At 69.4% G+C, this 15,755-nt stretch carries 25 protein-coding genes and 1 tRNA gene; 17 read left to right on the top strand and 9 right to left on the bottom strand.

Annotated features, from left to right (window positions below; all coding sequences use genetic code 11):
* Positions 1–88: 88 nt before the first annotated feature.
* A tRNA-Arg gene (locus tag SRB5_RS19710) sits at positions 89–164 on the top strand.
* A gap of 119 nt (positions 165–283) precedes the next feature.
* Here the strand turns inward: SRB5_RS19710 and SRB5_RS19705 are convergent.
* Positions 284–1,504, bottom strand: a complete 1,221-nt coding sequence (locus tag SRB5_RS19705; RefSeq protein ID WP_153453820.1) for a site-specific integrase — start codon at positions 1,502–1,504, stop codon at positions 284–286.
* A gap of 19 nt (positions 1,505–1,523) precedes the next feature.
* A complete protein-coding gene (locus tag SRB5_RS19700) occupies positions 1,524–2,075 on the bottom strand; it encodes a helix-turn-helix domain-containing protein (RefSeq protein ID WP_153453819.1) in 552 nt (183 codons plus the stop codon).
* A gap of 243 nt (positions 2,076–2,318) precedes the next feature.
* Here SRB5_RS19700 and SRB5_RS37535 point away from each other — a divergent pair, with 243 nt between their 5' ends.
* From SRB5_RS37535 to SRB5_RS37160, 14 genes are all read left to right on the top strand, one after another.
* On the top strand, positions 2,319–2,612 hold the full coding sequence (locus tag SRB5_RS37535; protein WP_323378163.1) for a helix-turn-helix transcriptional regulator: 294 nt from the start codon (positions 2,319–2,321) through the stop codon (positions 2,610–2,612).
* A 111-nt stretch (positions 2,613–2,723) separates the two neighbouring features.
* Positions 2,724–3,428, top strand: coding sequence for a hypothetical protein (locus SRB5_RS19690; RefSeq protein WP_153453818.1), 705 nt, complete (start codon positions 2,724–2,726; stop codon positions 3,426–3,428).
* The gene (locus SRB5_RS19685) at positions 3,425–3,631 is read left to right on the top strand and encodes a hypothetical protein (protein ID WP_153453817.1); all 207 of its coding nucleotides are present in this window, start codon (positions 3,425–3,427) and stop codon (positions 3,629–3,631) included. Before SRB5_RS19690 ends, SRB5_RS19685 begins: the two co-directional genes overlap by 4 nt.
* Positions 3,628–5,955 (top strand): AAA family ATPase, encoded by a 2,328-nt coding sequence (locus SRB5_RS19680; protein WP_153453816.1) that lies wholly within the window; start codon positions 3,628–3,630, stop codon positions 5,953–5,955. The genes SRB5_RS19685 and SRB5_RS19680 overlap by 4 nt, the downstream gene beginning before the upstream one ends.
* On the top strand, positions 5,952–6,314 hold the full coding sequence (locus SRB5_RS19675) for a hypothetical protein (protein WP_153453814.1): 363 nt from the start codon (positions 5,952–5,954) through the stop codon (positions 6,312–6,314). The genes SRB5_RS19680 and SRB5_RS19675 overlap by 4 nt, the downstream gene beginning before the upstream one ends.
* An 82-nt stretch (positions 6,315–6,396) precedes the next feature.
* Positions 6,397–6,723: a DUF4326 domain-containing protein gene (locus tag SRB5_RS19670; protein WP_153453812.1), complete on the top strand. Its 327-nt coding sequence runs from the start codon at positions 6,397–6,399 to the stop codon at positions 6,721–6,723.
* 95 nt (positions 6,724–6,818) lie between these two features.
* Complete coding sequence (locus SRB5_RS19665) at positions 6,819–7,067, top strand: hypothetical protein (protein ID WP_153453810.1); 249 nt, start codon at positions 6,819–6,821, stop codon at positions 7,065–7,067.
* 4 nt (positions 7,068–7,071) lie between these two features.
* Positions 7,072–7,476 carry a helix-turn-helix domain-containing protein gene (locus SRB5_RS19660; protein ID WP_153453808.1) on the top strand — a complete coding sequence of 135 codons (405 nt, stop codon included), beginning with the start codon at positions 7,072–7,074 and terminating at the stop codon, positions 7,474–7,476.
* A gap of 125 nt (positions 7,477–7,601) precedes the next feature.
* Complete coding sequence (locus tag SRB5_RS19655) at positions 7,602–8,201, top strand: hypothetical protein (protein ID WP_153453806.1); 600 nt, start codon at positions 7,602–7,604, stop codon at positions 8,199–8,201.
* Positions 8,202–8,449: 248 nt separating this feature from the next.
* The gene (locus tag SRB5_RS19650) at positions 8,450–8,677 is read left to right on the top strand and encodes a hypothetical protein (RefSeq protein ID WP_153453804.1); all 228 of its coding nucleotides are present in this window, start codon (positions 8,450–8,452) and stop codon (positions 8,675–8,677) included.
* A complete protein-coding gene (locus SRB5_RS19645) occupies positions 8,655–9,176 on the top strand; it encodes a DUF6879 family protein (protein WP_323378162.1) in 522 nt (173 codons plus the stop codon). Before SRB5_RS19650 ends, SRB5_RS19645 begins: the two co-directional genes overlap by 23 nt.
* 15 nt (positions 9,177–9,191) lie before the next feature.
* Positions 9,192–10,040: a helix-turn-helix domain-containing protein gene (locus SRB5_RS19640; protein WP_153453802.1), complete on the top strand. Its 849-nt coding sequence runs from the start codon at positions 9,192–9,194 to the stop codon at positions 10,038–10,040.
* A 258-nt stretch (positions 10,041–10,298) separates the two neighbouring features.
* On the top strand, positions 10,299–10,523 hold the full coding sequence (locus SRB5_RS19635; RefSeq protein ID WP_153453800.1) for a hypothetical protein: 225 nt from the start codon (positions 10,299–10,301) through the stop codon (positions 10,521–10,523).
* A 76-nt stretch (positions 10,524–10,599) separates the two neighbouring features.
* The gene (locus SRB5_RS37160; protein WP_267132599.1) at positions 10,600–10,725 is read left to right on the top strand and encodes a hypothetical protein; all 126 of its coding nucleotides are present in this window, start codon (positions 10,600–10,602) and stop codon (positions 10,723–10,725) included.
* Positions 10,726–11,241: 516 nt separating this feature from the next.
* Here the strand turns inward: SRB5_RS37160 and SRB5_RS19630 are convergent.
* The 6 genes from SRB5_RS19630 to SRB5_RS19605 all read right to left on the bottom strand — a co-directional run bounded on the left by SRB5_RS19630 (position 11,242) and on the right by SRB5_RS19605 (position 13,557).
* Entirely contained in the window at positions 11,242–11,895 is a 654-nt protein-coding gene (locus SRB5_RS19630) for a hypothetical protein (protein ID WP_153453798.1), read from the bottom strand.
* The gene (locus SRB5_RS19625; RefSeq protein WP_153453796.1) at positions 11,892–12,422 is read right to left on the bottom strand and encodes a hypothetical protein; all 531 of its coding nucleotides are present in this window, start codon (positions 12,420–12,422) and stop codon (positions 11,892–11,894) included. Before SRB5_RS19625 ends, SRB5_RS19630 begins: the two co-directional genes overlap by 4 nt.
* Complete coding sequence (locus tag SRB5_RS19620; RefSeq protein ID WP_153453794.1) at positions 12,419–12,568, bottom strand: hypothetical protein; 150 nt, start codon at positions 12,566–12,568, stop codon at positions 12,419–12,421. The genes SRB5_RS19625 and SRB5_RS19620 overlap by 4 nt, the downstream gene beginning before the upstream one ends.
* Positions 12,569–12,656: 88 nt before the next feature.
* Positions 12,657–12,932: a hypothetical protein gene (locus tag SRB5_RS19615; RefSeq protein ID WP_153453792.1), complete on the bottom strand. Its 276-nt coding sequence runs from the start codon at positions 12,930–12,932 to the stop codon at positions 12,657–12,659.
* The gene (locus SRB5_RS19610; RefSeq protein WP_153453790.1) at positions 12,929–13,306 is read right to left on the bottom strand and encodes a DUF6907 domain-containing protein; all 378 of its coding nucleotides are present in this window, start codon (positions 13,304–13,306) and stop codon (positions 12,929–12,931) included. Before SRB5_RS19610 ends, SRB5_RS19615 begins: the two co-directional genes overlap by 4 nt.
* On the bottom strand, positions 13,303–13,557 hold the full coding sequence (locus SRB5_RS19605; RefSeq protein WP_153453788.1) for a hypothetical protein: 255 nt from the start codon (positions 13,555–13,557) through the stop codon (positions 13,303–13,305). The genes SRB5_RS19610 and SRB5_RS19605 overlap by 4 nt, the downstream gene beginning before the upstream one ends.
* A gap of 375 nt (positions 13,558–13,932) precedes the next feature.
* On the opposite strand from SRB5_RS19605, the gene SRB5_RS19600 reads away from it, so the two are divergent.
* Both SRB5_RS19600 and SRB5_RS19595 read left to right on the top strand, forming a co-directional pair.
* Positions 13,933–14,469 (top strand): DUF3592 domain-containing protein, encoded by a 537-nt coding sequence (locus SRB5_RS19600; protein ID WP_153453787.1) that lies wholly within the window; start codon positions 13,933–13,935, stop codon positions 14,467–14,469.
* A 29-nt stretch (positions 14,470–14,498) separates the two neighbouring features.
* Positions 14,499–15,236, top strand: a complete 738-nt coding sequence (locus SRB5_RS19595; protein WP_153453785.1) for a hypothetical protein — start codon at positions 14,499–14,501, stop codon at positions 15,234–15,236.
* A 7-nt stretch (positions 15,237–15,243) separates the two neighbouring features.
* Here SRB5_RS19595 and SRB5_RS19590 read toward each other — a convergent pair whose 3' ends face one another.
* Complete coding sequence (locus SRB5_RS19590) at positions 15,244–15,732, bottom strand: pyridoxamine 5'-phosphate oxidase family protein (protein WP_323378161.1); 489 nt, start codon at positions 15,730–15,732, stop codon at positions 15,244–15,246.
* Positions 15,733–15,755: the final 23 nt, after the last annotated feature.

The raw sequence follows: 15,755 nt of genomic DNA, 5'->3' as shown, positions 1-15,755 counted from the left end.
GGCCTGTACTAATCGGATTTCGCCTCCGGCCGCAGGTCATGTAATGTTGTTCCCGCAACACCGACCGGCTACGAAGCCGGGACGTGAAGCGCTCGTAGCTTAACGGATAGAGCACTTGACTACGGATCAAGAGGTTGCAGGTTCGAATCCTGCCGAGCGCGCCAGACCGAAACGGGCTTAAGCCCAGGTCAGAGGCCCTGAATTCACTACGGTGGGTCGGGGCCTTTCTCATGCCCCGAGGGCCTGCGTCTCACAATTTCTCACAATCGCCTGTTGATCACGCCTATCCGAGCAGCTCGGCAAGCTTGTCCGAACCCGCCTTCAACGACTGCGGATCGGGGTGCACGTAGATCCGCTTCGTGAAGCCGAGATCCGCGTGACCCGCCCAAGCCGACACCACCGTGTCCGGAACGCCGTTGTTCGCCATCCAGCTGAGGCACGCGTGCCGCGCGTCGTACAACCGCACCTTGCGTACGCCGGCCGACTGCATCCGCTCGTACGCCCGACGGCGCAGCCAATCCGTCTTCACCTCCCGCCCGAGCTCGTCGACCACCACGCGGCCCGACAGCTCGTAGCCCTCACCGGCCCGCAGCCTCTCCGCGGCCTGCCTCTTGCGGAACGCCTTCAACGCGGCCAGGACCACCGCCGGCAGAGGCAGCGTGCGCTCCCCGGCGGCGCTCTTGGCGTCCTTCTCGATGACGACGCCCTCGACGAGCGTGCGCGTCGTCTCCACCGAGATCGTGCCCGCGTCCAGGTCGACGTCATCCCACCGCAGCCCGCAGACCTCGGCTGGCCGCAGGCCGATCAGGGACAGCAGCATCACGGCGTACAGCCGATCGTTCGCCACGTGGGTGAGGAACACCTTCACCTCGTCCTCGCCCCACGGGGTCCGGGCCTTGGCGGTCGCCTTGGCGGCGTCCCGGGCCTGGCGCGGGATAGTGACGTGCTCGGCGACGTTCCGCACGACGAGGTGCCGGCGGATCGCCAGGTTGAGAGCGGCCCGCAGACGGCCGAGGGTGAGCTGTACGGAGCGCAGCCCGACCCCGGTGCCGGGCTTGCCGCCGCGGCGCCTGGCCGAGGTGAGCATCCAGTCAATGAGCGATTCGATGTCTTCCTCGGTGAGCTGCTGCAGCTGCTTGTCGCCCAGGTGCACGCGTACGTACTCCATGGCGTGCCGGTAGCTGGCCGCGGTCGACGCCTCGACGTCCCGGGTGGCCGTCTTCAGCCACACCTCGATCCACTCGGCGACGGTCGTCTTCACGGGGAGGATGAACGTGCCCATGTCCTTCTGGTGCTGGATCCGGGCGTACTCGGCGCGGGCCTCCTTCTTGGTGTCCTTGGTGACGGTGAGCTGCTTGCGCTGCATCACCGGCTTACCTGTCTCCGGGTCGGTGATCACGTCGCCGGTCGTCTTGTCCTTCTTCGGGACGTAGCCGACGTCAACGACGAACCGATACCGGACCTGACCACCCCGCAGGGTGACCTTCTTGATCGGATCGGCCATCCGACACCTCCTCTCTTGATCAACCTTCGCGCTTCGCGTGGCGAACGAGTTGGGCGGCGTAGCTCTCGCCATCTCCGCTCGCCGACAGTTCCCATGGACCATCGATTCGAGTTCGCAGCATCTCGCCCACCTCTCTGGCGGGGTCTGGGTCCTCGTAGGGACGGTTCTCCGCCCTGAACTCGCGAACCTCCCGTGCGCTTACGTCCTCCGGTGGATACTCGCCGTGCATCCACCGCCAAGCGGTCTCCCAGGGCACCTCTACCGTCTCGGTAAGAGGCATCCAGTGCTGACGCCCGTCTTGACGGTCTTCCTGCGGCTCACCGGGGGGGAGCAGTAGACGTCCAGGACTTGCATTGAGGGCCAACGACAATGCGATCAGGTCGTCAACGTCGACACGTCGCTCACCTCGTTCGATGCGGCGCAATCCCAGCACAGGGATTGGCCGGCCGAGGTCGGCCAGCCGCGTCGATAGCTCCGCGAAGGTGATCCGTTTCCCTTCTCGGAAGTTCTTGATGTTCTGCCGAAGTACTTCGCCGGCAGGGCCAGTGGTCATCTTCTGCTTCTCCGCCACACACGGCAGCATCGCATCATCTTGATGCATGCACAAGGTGCACCTGATGCACTTGACGCTCAATCCTGCGCCAGTCATTCTTGATGTCGTGACGAATCATTCTGATCGAACGATCGATGCAAAGGGTCTGCATGGGCGGAGGCTCCCAGACCCGGACGAGTTCCCAACGATCACCGTGCCCGACGCGGCTCGCATCGCGGGGGTAGCAAGGCGGACCGGGTATGCGGCAGCGCAGCGCGGTGAGTGGCCCGTGGTTCGCACCGGCCGTGCTGTACGCGTCCGCACCCGTCAGTTCCTCGCCCAGTGCGGGTTCTCGGTGGGTACCGCGTGAAGGCCAGCCTGTCTCCGACTCTGGCCGAGGTCCGAAAGTGGCCAGCCACGATCTCCGTGCCCGAGGCCGCGACCGCGCTCGGGTGCAGCAAGTCCCAGCTGTACGAGTTGATCAAACGAGGCGATGCGCCCGTACGAACGCTCTCGTTCGGCCGCCGCTACGTCGTCATCACCGCATCACTCGTGTCCCTATTGGAAGCCGTCTGACGGCGCTGGAACGCCGCCAGACAGCCCCTCGCAACGTCCGTCCAACGACGAGAGCCCGGGTCGCCTGCCAGCGAAGATCCCGGGCCCCTCGTCTCCATGAAGGAGAACGTCTTGAACAGCATCGCACAGGCCGCCGAGATCGTGCCCGCTGTCCCGCTCTGCGAGCAGCTGGCCGACGCTGACACCCGCCGGCGCACGCCCGGCCTGGATGGCATCGCCGCGCTCACCCCCGCGCCCCCTCAGGTCGTTGAGCCGAAGCCCGCCAACTCGGTCAAGCACAAGCAGCACACCCCGGACCGGGACTACGGACCGCTGCACACCGCGTGCTGCCACAACGGCGTGCTGCTCGAGATCACCAACGGGCCGCGCATCACCGAGCCCGTCATCAAGGCCGCCAACGGCCCCGGCAGCCTCTCCTACCTCGTGCCCGCCGCCTGGTCGCCCGCGGACGCCCTCAACCGGCTCCCCGAGGCCCTGAACCTCTGGCACACCAACAACCCCACCTGGGCCACCACCGGCCGCCTCGCCCGGCTCGACGCCGAGATTGCCGAGGCCACCGACCGCGCGATCCGGCTGCGGGCCCAGCGCCGGCAACTCGCCGACCAGCTCAACCCCACCGCCGACGGCGTGCCGCTGGACGCGGTGGAGTCCAAGCGCGAGCAGTGGTCGCAGGCCGCGTTCGCTCTCGCCATCACTGCCCTGGGCATCGCGGTGGAGACCGGTGACAACCCGATGAGGACCGTCCAGGGGATGCAGGGCTGGGTCGATCTCGTCGGGGCCGAGATCCGCGACCGCACGCCCCAGGCCCGCGCGTGACCAACCGCACCACAACCGGCAGCTCCCGCCCGCCTACGTGCGGGCGGGGCTTCCGGCTCTCCCCCAACCCGTGGCTCAACCCGTTCGGGATGACCCGCCGCGAACTCCTGGCAGAGATCCGTCTCAGGGCCGGCCAGGGCTGGCAGCTGTGGGAACTCCGCACCCGATTCGCCGCCGACCGAACCGAGGACGGCACTCCGTGAACCTGTACGTCCCCGAGATCAGCGACGAAGACGACGTCATGTCCGCAGCCTTCAAGTACACCGCCGCCGGCTGGTACGTCCTCCCCGTCCGCCGAGGCAGCAAGCACCCCGGGAGCGTGGTCAAAGACCGGTGGCAGGAGAAGTCCAGCCGCGACCCCGAACAGATCGCTCTGTGGTTCGCTGGCACCAGTCACGGCCTGGCCCTGCACGTCGGCCGTTCCGGTGCCGTCGCGTTCGACGTCGACACCCCTGAACGGCTCCCCGAACTTCTCGCCGACGTCCTCAACGGGACCGGAGCACCCCACCAGTCCAGCCGCCCCATCCCGGGCCGCGGCCACTACCTGTTCGTCCAGCCCCCCGGCCGCCGCCTCGGCAACGGCACGGGAAAGCTCGGCGGAAAGTGGGGGGAGATCCGCGGGCGCAACGGCGTCATCATCGCCGCCCCGTCCCAGCACGAGGACGCGGACGCCGGGGCCCGCTACGCGTGGCAGGCAACCGGGATCCTTCCCGTCCTCCCCGACGTCGTGGCCGAGCTGCTGGACGACACCGGCGACACCAACGACGCGGCCACCGATGCCGAAGTGGAGGCGTTCCTCGACCAGCACACCGAGGCGGCACGGCCCTTCCTGCTGGGGGCTGCCGTCAAGCGGCTGAACAAGGCGTACGCAGACGGGGACTCCCGCCACCAAGCAACCGTCCGCGTGCTCGCCGACGTGGCTCGGGAGGCCGCCGCCGGCCAGTACCCCGCGCGCACCGCCGCGAACGAGCTGCACTCGATATTCAGCACCGCCATGCGCACTCCCAGAACGGGCAGCGACCGCGTGTCGAGCCCCACGCAGGCCCGCGCCGAGTTCTCCGGGATGCTCGCCTGGGCCATAGCTCAGGTCACCCCTGACGAGGTCCAGAAGAAGGTACGTGACTTGGACGCCCGATTTCCTGAACCGGCGGACCTCATCGCGCCACCGGTGGAGGCCACGGGCACCGAGCCGCCCGCACTGGACGCCGAAACCACGTCGTCCGAAGACTACTTTCGGGCCCGTGTCGAGGCGCTACGCGCCGAACTCCTCGACACCGACGCCCTCGACAAGATTCCCGACCTTGAACCGCTCGTCGGTGACCTCCTCGCCGTCAACACCCTCGCCCGCCTCGTCGGCCCGTCGGGCACCTTCAAGTCGTTCGTCCTGCTCGACATGTGCGGTCACGTCGGCACCGGCATGAGGTGGCACGGCCACTACGTACGGCAAGGCACCGTCGTCTACCTCGTCGCCGAGGGCGAACAGGGCATCCGCAAACGCGTCCGCGCCTGGGAACAGCACCACGGGCTCAGGATGACGAACGTCCTCTTCCTGACCCGCCCCGTCCAGGCCATGAGCCCCGAATGGGACGTGCTGATAGAGGTCATGAAGGAGATCAAGCCCGTCCTCATCGGCGTCGACACACAGGCCCGCGTCTCCGTCGGCATCGAAGAGAACTCAGCCAAGGAAATGGGCCTCGTCGTCGACCGCCTCGACGCGCTCCGTACGTCCACCGGGGCCTGCGTCGCCGTCATCCACCACACCGGCCACGCGGGCGACCACGGCCGCGGATCCAGCTCGGTAAAGGGCGCCCTTCAGTCCGAGATCAAGATTACAAAGAAGGGCGAGCCGCTCTCCAACACCGTCCTGACGGTCAAGTCCGGGAAGCAGAAGGACGAGGCCGAGGACGGCGACCTTCAGTTCATGCTGAAGTCGATCGCCATCCACGGCGAGGCCAAGCCCGACGGCCGCCCCGTCACATCCCTCGTACTGGAGTCCCTCGACCTCATCCCGCCCACGGAACGGCCCCTCGCCGAGGGCAGCGTCGAATGGATCGTGCAGCAACTCGACAACGCCAACGTCCCCGTGGAGTACGGCCGCCGGCGCCTGGCCGAGGAGTGCCAGAGGCTCGCCTTCAAGGCCAGCAACGAGAAGCTCAACGAGGCGGCACGCATCCGCAAGAACCGGTCCGCAGACCGGTCCGCGCCGCCTTCAACGCAACCGGTCCGGAACTCCGGGACCGCATCACAGGAAACCGCAGATCAGACCGGTCCCGGACCGTTTCAGGACCGCTCCCGGACCAGTGCTCCCGGAGCGGTGGTCCCCTCCTCCTCTCTAGGGAGGGGACCACGGGACCACTCAGGGCACACAGGGCCCACCTGCGACGTATGCGGTGAACCTCTGAACCGCAGTACCGCCCGCCCGGGCGTGAACCAACACACGGACTGCATCGACCCTCTCAGCCCTACCGGACTACGCCGGGACCGATCCGAGGACCGTACGAACCGCTCCGCCGTGGAGGCATCATGAGCAACCCGAACCGGAAGCCCCGCCTGTCCCCGGCCGCCGTCGCCCTCGTAGACCAGGCCGCTGCCACATCACGCGACATGGGACAACCAGCCTTCCGCATCGACCCCTTGCCCACCGGCTCGCGCCCGTGCGCGTGGTGCGATTGCCCGGACGACGACGCCATCCTCGGCCGCCACGACAAAGACACCTGCCCCAAGTGCTGGGCCAAGGCCACCATCGCTGTCGTTCTCGTCGGTGGTAACTGGCCTGCCCTCACGCTCTACACCCTGTGCGACCGGCACCGCCGCCCCTGGTGGGAACTCCATGCCGCCGTCCTCGCCCTGCCCGTCAACAACCCGCCGCCAGGGCTCATCCTCTGACCACTACACCCGTAGTTCTCACGCGCACCCGGTTCCCGAGCCCACCGCGCGCCACACCCACACACGGACGGAGACACAAGCCATGACCACGACCCGCGTACGAGTCGAGGGCGACCTGTACCACGGCCGCATCCCCGCCGCCGCCGTCTACGTCGGCCGCCAAGCACCCGGCCTACGCCGCTCACCCCTCGCCAACCCCCACCCCGTCGGCAAGCCCTGCCGACGCTGCGACGGCGCCGTTCACACCCTCGCCGAATCCCTCCAGCGATACCGCGACCACCTCACGGCCAACCCCGGGCTACTCGCCCTGGCCCAGGGTCTGCGCGGCCGGCGCCTGGCCTGCTGGTGCCCCCTCGACAAGCCCCGCCACGCCGACGTCATCGCCGAACTCGCAGACGCCGCGACGTGATCTTTAGAGCGGGGCCCTTCTCGACCCCGCGCCCACCTGTTTTTTTTCTCCCCCCGGAACGAATCCAACGAATGATCATGATGAAGGAGAGGCAGATGGACAAGGTGACAGTGGAGCTCGCCGACGAAGAGCGGGCGGCCGGCGTGTTCCCCGCGGAGTGGGGTGTACCGGCAGGCTCGCAGTTCTCGCAGCAGCGGGCCGCGTGGGTGGCCGAGCGGGTACAGGAACATCTCGCGCTTACCCGGCTGCGCAGGACAGCGCGGGAGCGTGCCCGCGCGGGTGTCGAGCACGTCAACCGGCGCCGCCAGTTGCTCCTGCGGCGACGTTCCCCGATGGGCGTGTGACGGCGTGGCGACGGCGGCCGGGTATGTGCGTGGGGCGCTCGTCCAGGGCGCGTCCGCGCACGTCCTCGACCGAGTCTTGGCCTCCCCGAACGTCGTCGCGGTGCTGCGGTCGCTGCCGTCGTGGATGGGCCCGGAGCTGGACGAGACGCGACGGGCAATCCGGCGGGCGGCCCGGGAGTACGAGGCACGGGCCGTTGCCGTAGACGGAAGCGCGGAAACGGAAGTGCCCGAGGTCGGGGCATCGTCGGGTCATGAGGTCACCACAGGTGAAGCGGCTGTGCTGCTCGGGTGCACGGAGCGGCGGGTACGGCAGCTTGCGGCCGGCGGGATGGGTGCCCGCAGGGGCGGCCGGTGGGTGCTGGACCGGTCTGTCGTCCTGGCGTACGCGGAGCGTCGCCGGACGGCGTGAGGTGGCCTCGGGGCTCGGGCACCGCCGTACGGCAGATGTCCCGGAAGCGGGGAGGCGGCGCGCGGCCGGAGACGTCACGGCCCGCACCGGCTCCCGCCCGTGCCCCATCGGAACGGAACAACGGGATGGGCGGTGTTGAGGTGAGCGGTTCGGAGCAGATCGGCTGGTCGATGTACGCGGCGTTGCCCGTGGAGGACCGGCGGGCGGTCGACGCGTGGCGGGACCTCGGCAACGACGTGGTGACGTCGCTCCTGAACGCGGGGGTACTGCGATCCGGTGAGACGCGCCGGCTGCCCGCTGGTGATACTGCGGACTGGACGCGTCGATCCCTCGGCATCGACAAGGCCCTGATCCGCCAGGAGGCGGCCGAGCACGAGGCGGCTCACGCGGTGGCCGCGCGGGCGCTGGGTGTGCACGTGGCCGAGATCAGCATCACCGAGGATGGATCGGGCTCCACCTCGTTCGAGACGACGTCGCGGAAAGCGACGGCTGTCATCGCCGTGGCGCCGCGGGTGTGGGTGGGGGAGTTCCGGGCGGTGGTGTTCCCGAACGGGGCGCGTGGCAGCGGCAGGGATGAGCAACTGCTTGCGCGGGCGACGGCCGCGGACGCGTACAACGTGGCCGAGGCCACCCGTCGGGCGCGACTGATTCTCGGCGGCCGGCGGGACGAGGTACTTGCCCTGGCCCGTCGGCTGGTGGAGGACGGACACGTGACGTTCCCGTAGCCCGTCATACGACGTCCGGCGCCCGGTGCCTCCCCGCGGGGGCGCCGGGCGCTTGCCGTTGTCTCCCATGGGAGACACAACCTCGGCGTCTCCCCCGCGGGGGCGCCGGGCGCTTCCGTGCGCGCTCTTCTGGCCGGCCCCGGATGGCGCTACGGTGCGTGCAAGTTCGCGCACACTTCTGGTGCCCGGACGTCCCGCCGCGCAAGCCTGGACACAGCGTTCGTCCACTACGGCGAAGGAGGCCACTCATGGCACTGCACATGCTGGGCAAGGACCCCAACAGCCCGGACGGCAAGTCTCCGACCGTGTACTACGACGACGAGACCGACAACTACGTACTCCAGGGATGGAAGGTTACCGACGCCGAACGCCTCGGCCGACTCGACCTCCCCGACCATGAGACCGTGATCGAGTTCCCCAAGCGCATGATGCAGTTCTTCCCGGAGGTAGGCAGTGCCGGAACCGACGCTGGCTGACCGTCTCCGGGCCTGCGAGCGATCCGCCGTCCACCTGGAGACACGCGACGGATACATGCGCTCAGACCCCCGGTTCCGGGCCTGGCAGAACGGCGTCCAGGAGGACCCCGCCGACCGGAACCCGCAGCTGCGACCCTGGCTCGCCCTGGTCGCTGAACTCGACGCCCGCGGCGTACAGGTACGGCGTGCACGCGTCGTCTCCGAACCCGTGAGCGACTACGTCCGGTACGAGTACGACGTCACGGCCGGGAACATCGACGCGGGCGAACAGGTGCGTTGGCTACCGCGCCGGCGCGCCTCGGATCTCGCGCTGCCTGGGAACGACTTCTGGCTGTTCGACGACCATACCGTGATGTTCCTGCACTTCGCGGGCGACGGGGAGTTGGCCCCGAATGACGAGGAGATCCGTACCGAGCCCGCCGTCGTCAAGCTGTGCGCGTCCGCGTTCGAGGCGGTGTGGGAGCGTGCCGTACCGCACGACGCCTACCGGCCCGTCTGAGCCCGCGGCCCCGCGTTGTCGTCGCCGTCGTCCAGCGTCCAGCAAGCCCGGCACGCCCTCGGGCAGCGTCTGCGCGAGATCCGGAAGGACGCTGGATTGACGGCCCGCGAACTGGCCCGGCGGGCAGGCTGGCACGAGTCCAAGTGCTCCCGCCTCGAACACGGCCGCACCCCGCCGTCGGACGCCGACCTTCGCGCCTGGACGCTGCACTGCGACGCCCAGGACCAGACGGCGGACCTGATCGCCACGGCCCGCGGCATCGAGGGCATGTATGTCGAGTGGCGCCGCATGGAGCGCGCTGGCCTCAAGCAGGTACAGGAGTCGGTGGCCCCGCTGTTCGAGCGCACCCGCGTGTTCCGCGTCTACCAGTCGTGGGTGATCCCTGGCCTGTTGCAGACCGAGGCGTACACCGAGGCGGTGTTGAACACCGTCGCCGAGCTGCGCGACGTCCCCGACGACGTTGCCGCCGCGGTCGCGGTGCGCATGGAGCGCCAACGCGTGCTGCGGTCCGGGAACCACCGCTTCGCCATGCTGATCGAAGAGTGGGTGCTGCGGACCATCATCGGCGACACGGAGGTGATGGCCGGCCAGCTCGGGCACCTGATAGCCGTAGCGTCGCTGCCCGCGGTCAGCCTCGGTGTCATCCCTCTGGGCATCTCGCGCGGCGCGGCGTGGCCCGTGGAGTCGTTCACGCTGTACGACGACGCCCAGGTGAACGCCGAGCTCGTGTCCGCGCACCTCACGGTCACACAGCCCCGGGAGATCGAGGAATACGCACGATCGTTCGCGAATCTGTCACAGGTCGCGGTGTACGGGTCGCGGGCACGGGCGCTGATCACGGCCGCCATCGGCGCCCTTGCCTGAGCCCGTGTGCAAGTTCGTGCACGTTCGTTGAGGCCCCGTCCGCACCGTCCCTACGGTCCTCACCATGGCGACTCACTCTCTGCGGGCCGTGGACGCCACCGAGCCTCAACGGCCCTTACTCACTCTGCGCGTGTCCCGGGATTCCGGGCGCACCTGGGGACCGACCCGGGAGATCCGGCCCGAGGCGTGTATCCCTGACATCTCCTCCGCCTGGCCGCCGTGCCAGTGCCCCCGCCACCAGGTGGGGAGGACCCCCTGATGGACATCGGCCGGGTGAAAGTCGGAACTTACGTCGTCTCCGATCCCGAGGGCACGGGCAAGGTCATCATGGATCTGGGCGGCGACATGTACCGGGTGCGGTTCGTCTCCTACGAGATGACCGTCCGGCCGCGCCACATGAAGCCGGCCACGGCCGAGCAGCGCACCGCCTACGAACAAGCCCGCGCCGCCCACGCGGCCCGCGGGCAGGGGTGTGCGCGGTGAGGCCGTGGCGCTGGTGGACTCCGGTGATGGTGCTGCTCCTCCCGTGGGGCTGGCGCCGGTCGGGTAGGAGGGCCCGGTGACGAGCGCGCTGGAGCTGGAGCTGCGCCTGGAGGCGATGCGCCGGATGCTCGAGGCGCCGCCCGCCGAGCCCGAGGCCGACGAGGACGGCCAGGAGGAGCCGGTGTCGGCCGATCCGAGATAGGACTCCCGTCTCCTGCCCGCGTCGCCGTCCTGTGGCGGCCGGCCCGCAGAGCCCTAGCCGCCGGGTACGGGCAGGAGACGGGGCATGGTCCCGCCTCGTCGCCGCCTCCGTGCGGCGGGGCGGAAGGGCCCGCCGCCGGTTCTCCAGCTCTGCCTCGGCGGCGGGCAGCATATTCTCCTGCCCTTTGGTCGGGGTGGGTGCCGGACCCGACGGCGAACACGTGAGGGTCCGGTGGGCCCTGGTTGTCCGCTCCCCCCGTGGCGGATGACCGGGGCTCGTTTTTTGGGAGGGTCGCCGGACGACCCCGCGCCCACCTCTCCGCCTCTCTCTCCGCGCGAATCACAGGGCTGATCAACTCCCGATACGGCGATGCTCCCGAGCGCACCTGTTCGCGCTCGGGAGCATCATCACGAGGTCAGCACTTGGGCGGCGCGTGCCACCACCCGCACTCGGCGCAGTACACCGACTCCCACTTGTTCCCGTTGGCGGCCAGGAGCGCCGCGAACAGTCGACGGATCATCGTCCGTTCACCCCCTGCCGGCGCCGCGGACCGGACGGGGTCACGATCAGCGCGGCCCCTCCCCCGATCTCCTCGACGGCGGGTGTAGCTGTAGCTGTAGCGGCTGTGACCTGCGCGGCTACACCGCTACAGGGCGCCTCGGAAGGGGTGGGGGAGGGGAGCGGCGGGAGGTCGTCACGGTGGACCCCCACCGCCACCCCCATGCCGGTAGCGCGTACGGAGTGCCGTACGGGGACCCCGGCGTCGTCGAGCAGCTGGCGCACGTCGACCGTCGACCACACCTCGCCCGAGCCCGCGTCGGTGAGGGCCTGGGCGACGGTGGCGAGGTGGACGCCCTTGCTCTGGCCGATCAGGTTCCACACCACGGCCACGACGTCCACCGGGTCAGCCTCGTACTCCTCGTACGTCTCCTCCGCTGTCTCGTCGACCACCGCGGCGCGGCGGCCGGCGGCATACGCGCGGGCGAGCACGGCCGCAGCCACCACCGCCCACAGGCGCGGGTGCAGCGCGACTGCCGTCCCGACGAATGCCCCCGCCAGGGCGAGGATGAACCAGCGGGCCAACGCCTCGCCCCACTCCCCCGGCCACAGCGCCCGTACGGCCTGGCGCGCCATGACCGAGGCCCCGTCGACCAGCCTGCGCCCGGTCACTGGACCACCCCCGCGTACCAGGACCCCAGCGCGTTCACGGCCGAGGCGAGGGGTACGGCGGCGATACCGGCGATCCCCGCGGACAGCCCGAGGAGGATCCCGGCGACCGCCCCGAACGCCGTCTGAAGTCGTGGCATGCGCTTCGACCACAGGTGCTGTCCGACGAGCAGCGCCGTCCAGATCCCGTACACCGCGTACCCGCCGGGCGTCAGCACCACGGCCGAGGCGCGCGTGACCCCGGGGGAGGTGCCGCCGAGGCCCCAGACGAGGTAGCCGTATCCGAGCTGGTTGCCGCCCCACAGGCCGGCGCGGGAGACGACGCCCATGAAGCTCACGCCGGGGGAGGCGAGGACGGCGAGCATGCCGTAGCAGAGGGCGAACACGAACGGCAGCAGCTCTTTCCACGACGGGGTGCCGCCCTTGCCGCCGCCCTTCTTCCACCACCGTTGCACCGTCAGGGCGACGATGATCGTGCCGAGGGTGACGCCGCCGAGGGTGACGGCCGGATGTCCCAGGTTCAGGCTCACCGCCCACCCCCGAGGGTGAACAGCCAGACGACGTACACCACGGCGACGCCGAGCACGGCCACCGTGCGCACCGCGGGGAGCAGGTGACGGGACGGCTCACGGCGCGAGCACGCGACCAGCCCGAGCGCGGCCAGAGTGGCGAGCATGACGAAAACGATCAGGGCGAGGATCACCGCACGGCCCCCTGTCGAACGCGTTGAACAAGCCCACCGGCGGTGTTGAACACGGGGTGCGTCACGCCGCCACCCCGCCATCTGCCGGAGCGGCGTCGTCGCTGGTGGGGGTGCTGTTCGACGCGAGTTGCCACGTGTAGGTGACCAGTTGAACAACCGCGTCCTTGGGGGCGCCGTCCTCCTGTGCGCCGCGGAAGATCCCGGCGGCCAGGGCGAGGGACGCACGGATGGCGTCGGACACGGAGATCCCGGTGTTCAACAGGACCTCGAGGTCGTCGCGCATCCACTCGTCGACGCGCACGCCGACAGACTTTCCGATCTCCGGGGGAGTGCTCACGCCTCGCTCACCCCCGTCTCGGCGCGGACCGCCATGTCCCGGCCGAGGACGCGCAGGACGGCCGCAGCCTCGACGAGGTCCGCCGCCAGCTGCTCGACCTCGTTCGGGCTGTAGGTGGCGGTGATGTCGGCCGCCTCGACGTACAGGCCGGCCGTACGGGCGTCGGGGTTGGTGGCGAACGGGGCCTGGGTGATGAACGCCCGGAACATGGCCCGGCCGCCGGGAGCGATGATCTGCTCGGGGCCGTTGTGGAGGACGTCGGTCTTGAACTGGGGGAGGGCGTCGGGGTGGCCGGCACACCACGCGGGTTCGTCGACGGTGAGCGGCTTGTGCACGTAGACGTTCACGGACGCCGTACGGGGGCGGGTGCTCATCGGGCCTCACCGCCGTCCGCGGCACGGGCGCCGGCCTCGGCGGAGGCGATGAGCTGGGTCAGTGCCCACTCGGCGGCGCCGAGCTGGGTGCACACGGCGCGTACGTCGCTGTAGTCGAGCGTCGCACCGGTCTTGAGGATGCGGCGGGCGGTGTCGAGCGCGTTGTCGAGGGGCACGCCGGGGAGCGGCGCAAGCAGGGTGCGCGGTTCGGTGGGTGTGAGCGTGTGCGGGCGCTCGGGTACGTTCTGCATGGGTCTGCACTCCTTGATCGGAAAGGGGTTCGGATCAAGGCCCTGTTCCGGTGTTTGCGTCACCGGTGCAGGGCCGCCCGCATCTCACGCGCGTCTCACAGACGGGGTGTTGCGGGGCGGATTGCAGAGCCTCTGACCTTGCCTAGCGAGACTCCCTCTGGACTCCACGGAACGCGTGGACGCCCTGTAGATCACTACGGATCAAGAGGTTGCAGGTTCGAATCCTGCCGAGCGCGCACAGTCAGAGGACCCCCTGGAGATCATCCGGGGGGTCCTCTGCGTGATGCGCCGTGGGCGAGAGGTGCGTTGAACCTGGCGCCAGATTGCCAGGGATGTGGCAGGTCGGAGCGCGCTGTGCCCGGGTACGTTGCGGGCATGGGGAAGCCGCCGAAGTATCCGGGATGGATCAAGCCTGTGCCGCCGGCTCCGCCTGTGCCGACAACCGCCGATACGGTCGCGGGCCTGTCCCGTGACCCGCGACTGTGGTCCTTTATGGGGTTGGTTTTTGCGGTAATTGGTGCGTGTGTTCTGATCGCGACCATCATGGACACCGTCGATTTCCGCGATGGCATCCGGGTTACGGCGACCTGTGTCAAGGCGCCGGATGGGACCGACGGCCAGTGGGTTCGGTTCGAGGCCGAGGGGCAGCGCATTGTGGTGAAGCTGCCCGCCCCTGTGAAGATGCTTGACGAGGGCGACGAGGTGGCGATCCGGTACGAGCGCGGGAACCCGGACCACATAGTCGTGGAGAAAGATGTGGGGGCGGGCGCGATCTTCTGGGGCGCGGCATTCGCGGCCTTTGGTATCTCCTGGATGACCGCAGGGGTTGTCCGCTGGGTCCGGGAAGAACGGGGAGAGGCCGGAAGGGTCCGCGGTCCGTATCCAGGCGGTTGGTCACCCCCTGCGGGCTGAGGGACCGCGTCCGTGGGTAGTTTCTGCGCATGTCGGTCGACAGTCCGGGGACGATCTGGGTGCTTGCCTCGCTCGAGGCCGGTGGGGTGGGGCGGGCCGTCTGCCCGATTCGGCGGGAAGAGCTGGTCAGGCTGCGTGAGGTCGTTCCGCCTGATGAGGGTGATCCCTGGTACCTCCGGCGCAGCTATCCGGTGCACTTCGGAGTGTTCGGCGTGGTGGCGGACGTGCTGGACAGTGGGGTGCTTGACGCCGACGGCGAGTACGTCGTCAGGGCGTATGACCGGGAGAGTGCCTGGGCGGATGCCGATGAGCATGTTCGGTTCTGGGCGTATCAGGAAGCCCTGCGAGGTGTCGCGGATCTGGAGGACGAGGTCCGACTGGTCGGGCGGATTCTCGCGGATCCGGATCAGGGGATGGCCACCGGGACGATCAGCTGGCATCTGTCGAAGCGCGTGCCCGAGGTCGTCGACAGGCCGGACTTCGGGGACTGGTTGCGGGCCATGGCCGAGGCGGTGCGGGAGTACCCGTGGCTGACGCAGCGGCTCGACGAGTGGATGCTGGCGCGGGCGATCGCCGTCGGGGAGCCGTGGGAGCCTGCCGCGCTGGCCGATGCCGCGCAGTGGGTGCAGCGCATGGTCGCCGAAACCTTCGACGTGCCCGAGGCGCTGGCCGTGCTGGCCGAGAGCGGGCGGAGCAAGAAGATAAGGAACATCGCCGGGAGCCGGCTCGGGCAGATCGTGCGCAAGCGGCGGCGCGCGGAGCGGTGATCGCGGGTCAGGCCGGGCCCCGGCCTCGTACCAGCTCCTCCACCGCCTGGGGCAGCGTCGTCTCGAAGTCGATCAGCTTCGCCCACGTCGGCGTGACCACGATCCGGACCATCGACTTGTACAGGGACCGCACCTCCGCCTCCCACTCCGTCCGCTGCTCCGGTGTCATCCGGTACGCCCCGCTCGCCTTCATGAACTCGTCCGGGATGCCCTCCACCTCGTCCAGGGCGGCCCGGCCGCGGAGCAGGAGGATCTGCGGTGGGTGGACCTCCGTGTCGATCGTCAGGGCGACCGCCGGGTTGCGGCGCAGGGCGCGGATCTTCGGTGCGTTCGGAGGCGTGCACATGACGATCGACGAGCCGTTCCACGTGAAACCGATGGGGACGACCCGGGGCGTGCCGTCCTTCGCAGTGTAGGCCAGGCGGGTCAGGTCGCGGGCCAGGAGCTCCTGGGCCAGGGGGCGGGTCAGGATCGAGGTGACTTCCGTCGGCTGCACGGTCGCGTCCTTTCAGGCCGGGG

Origin of the sequence: Streptomyces smaragdinus (assembly GCF_009604385.1) — a bacterium.
Taxonomy (GTDB): domain Bacteria; phylum Actinomycetota; class Actinomycetes; order Streptomycetales; family Streptomycetaceae; genus Streptomyces; species Streptomyces smaragdinus.
This window is presented reverse-complemented; position numbering and strand designations above follow the sequence as displayed.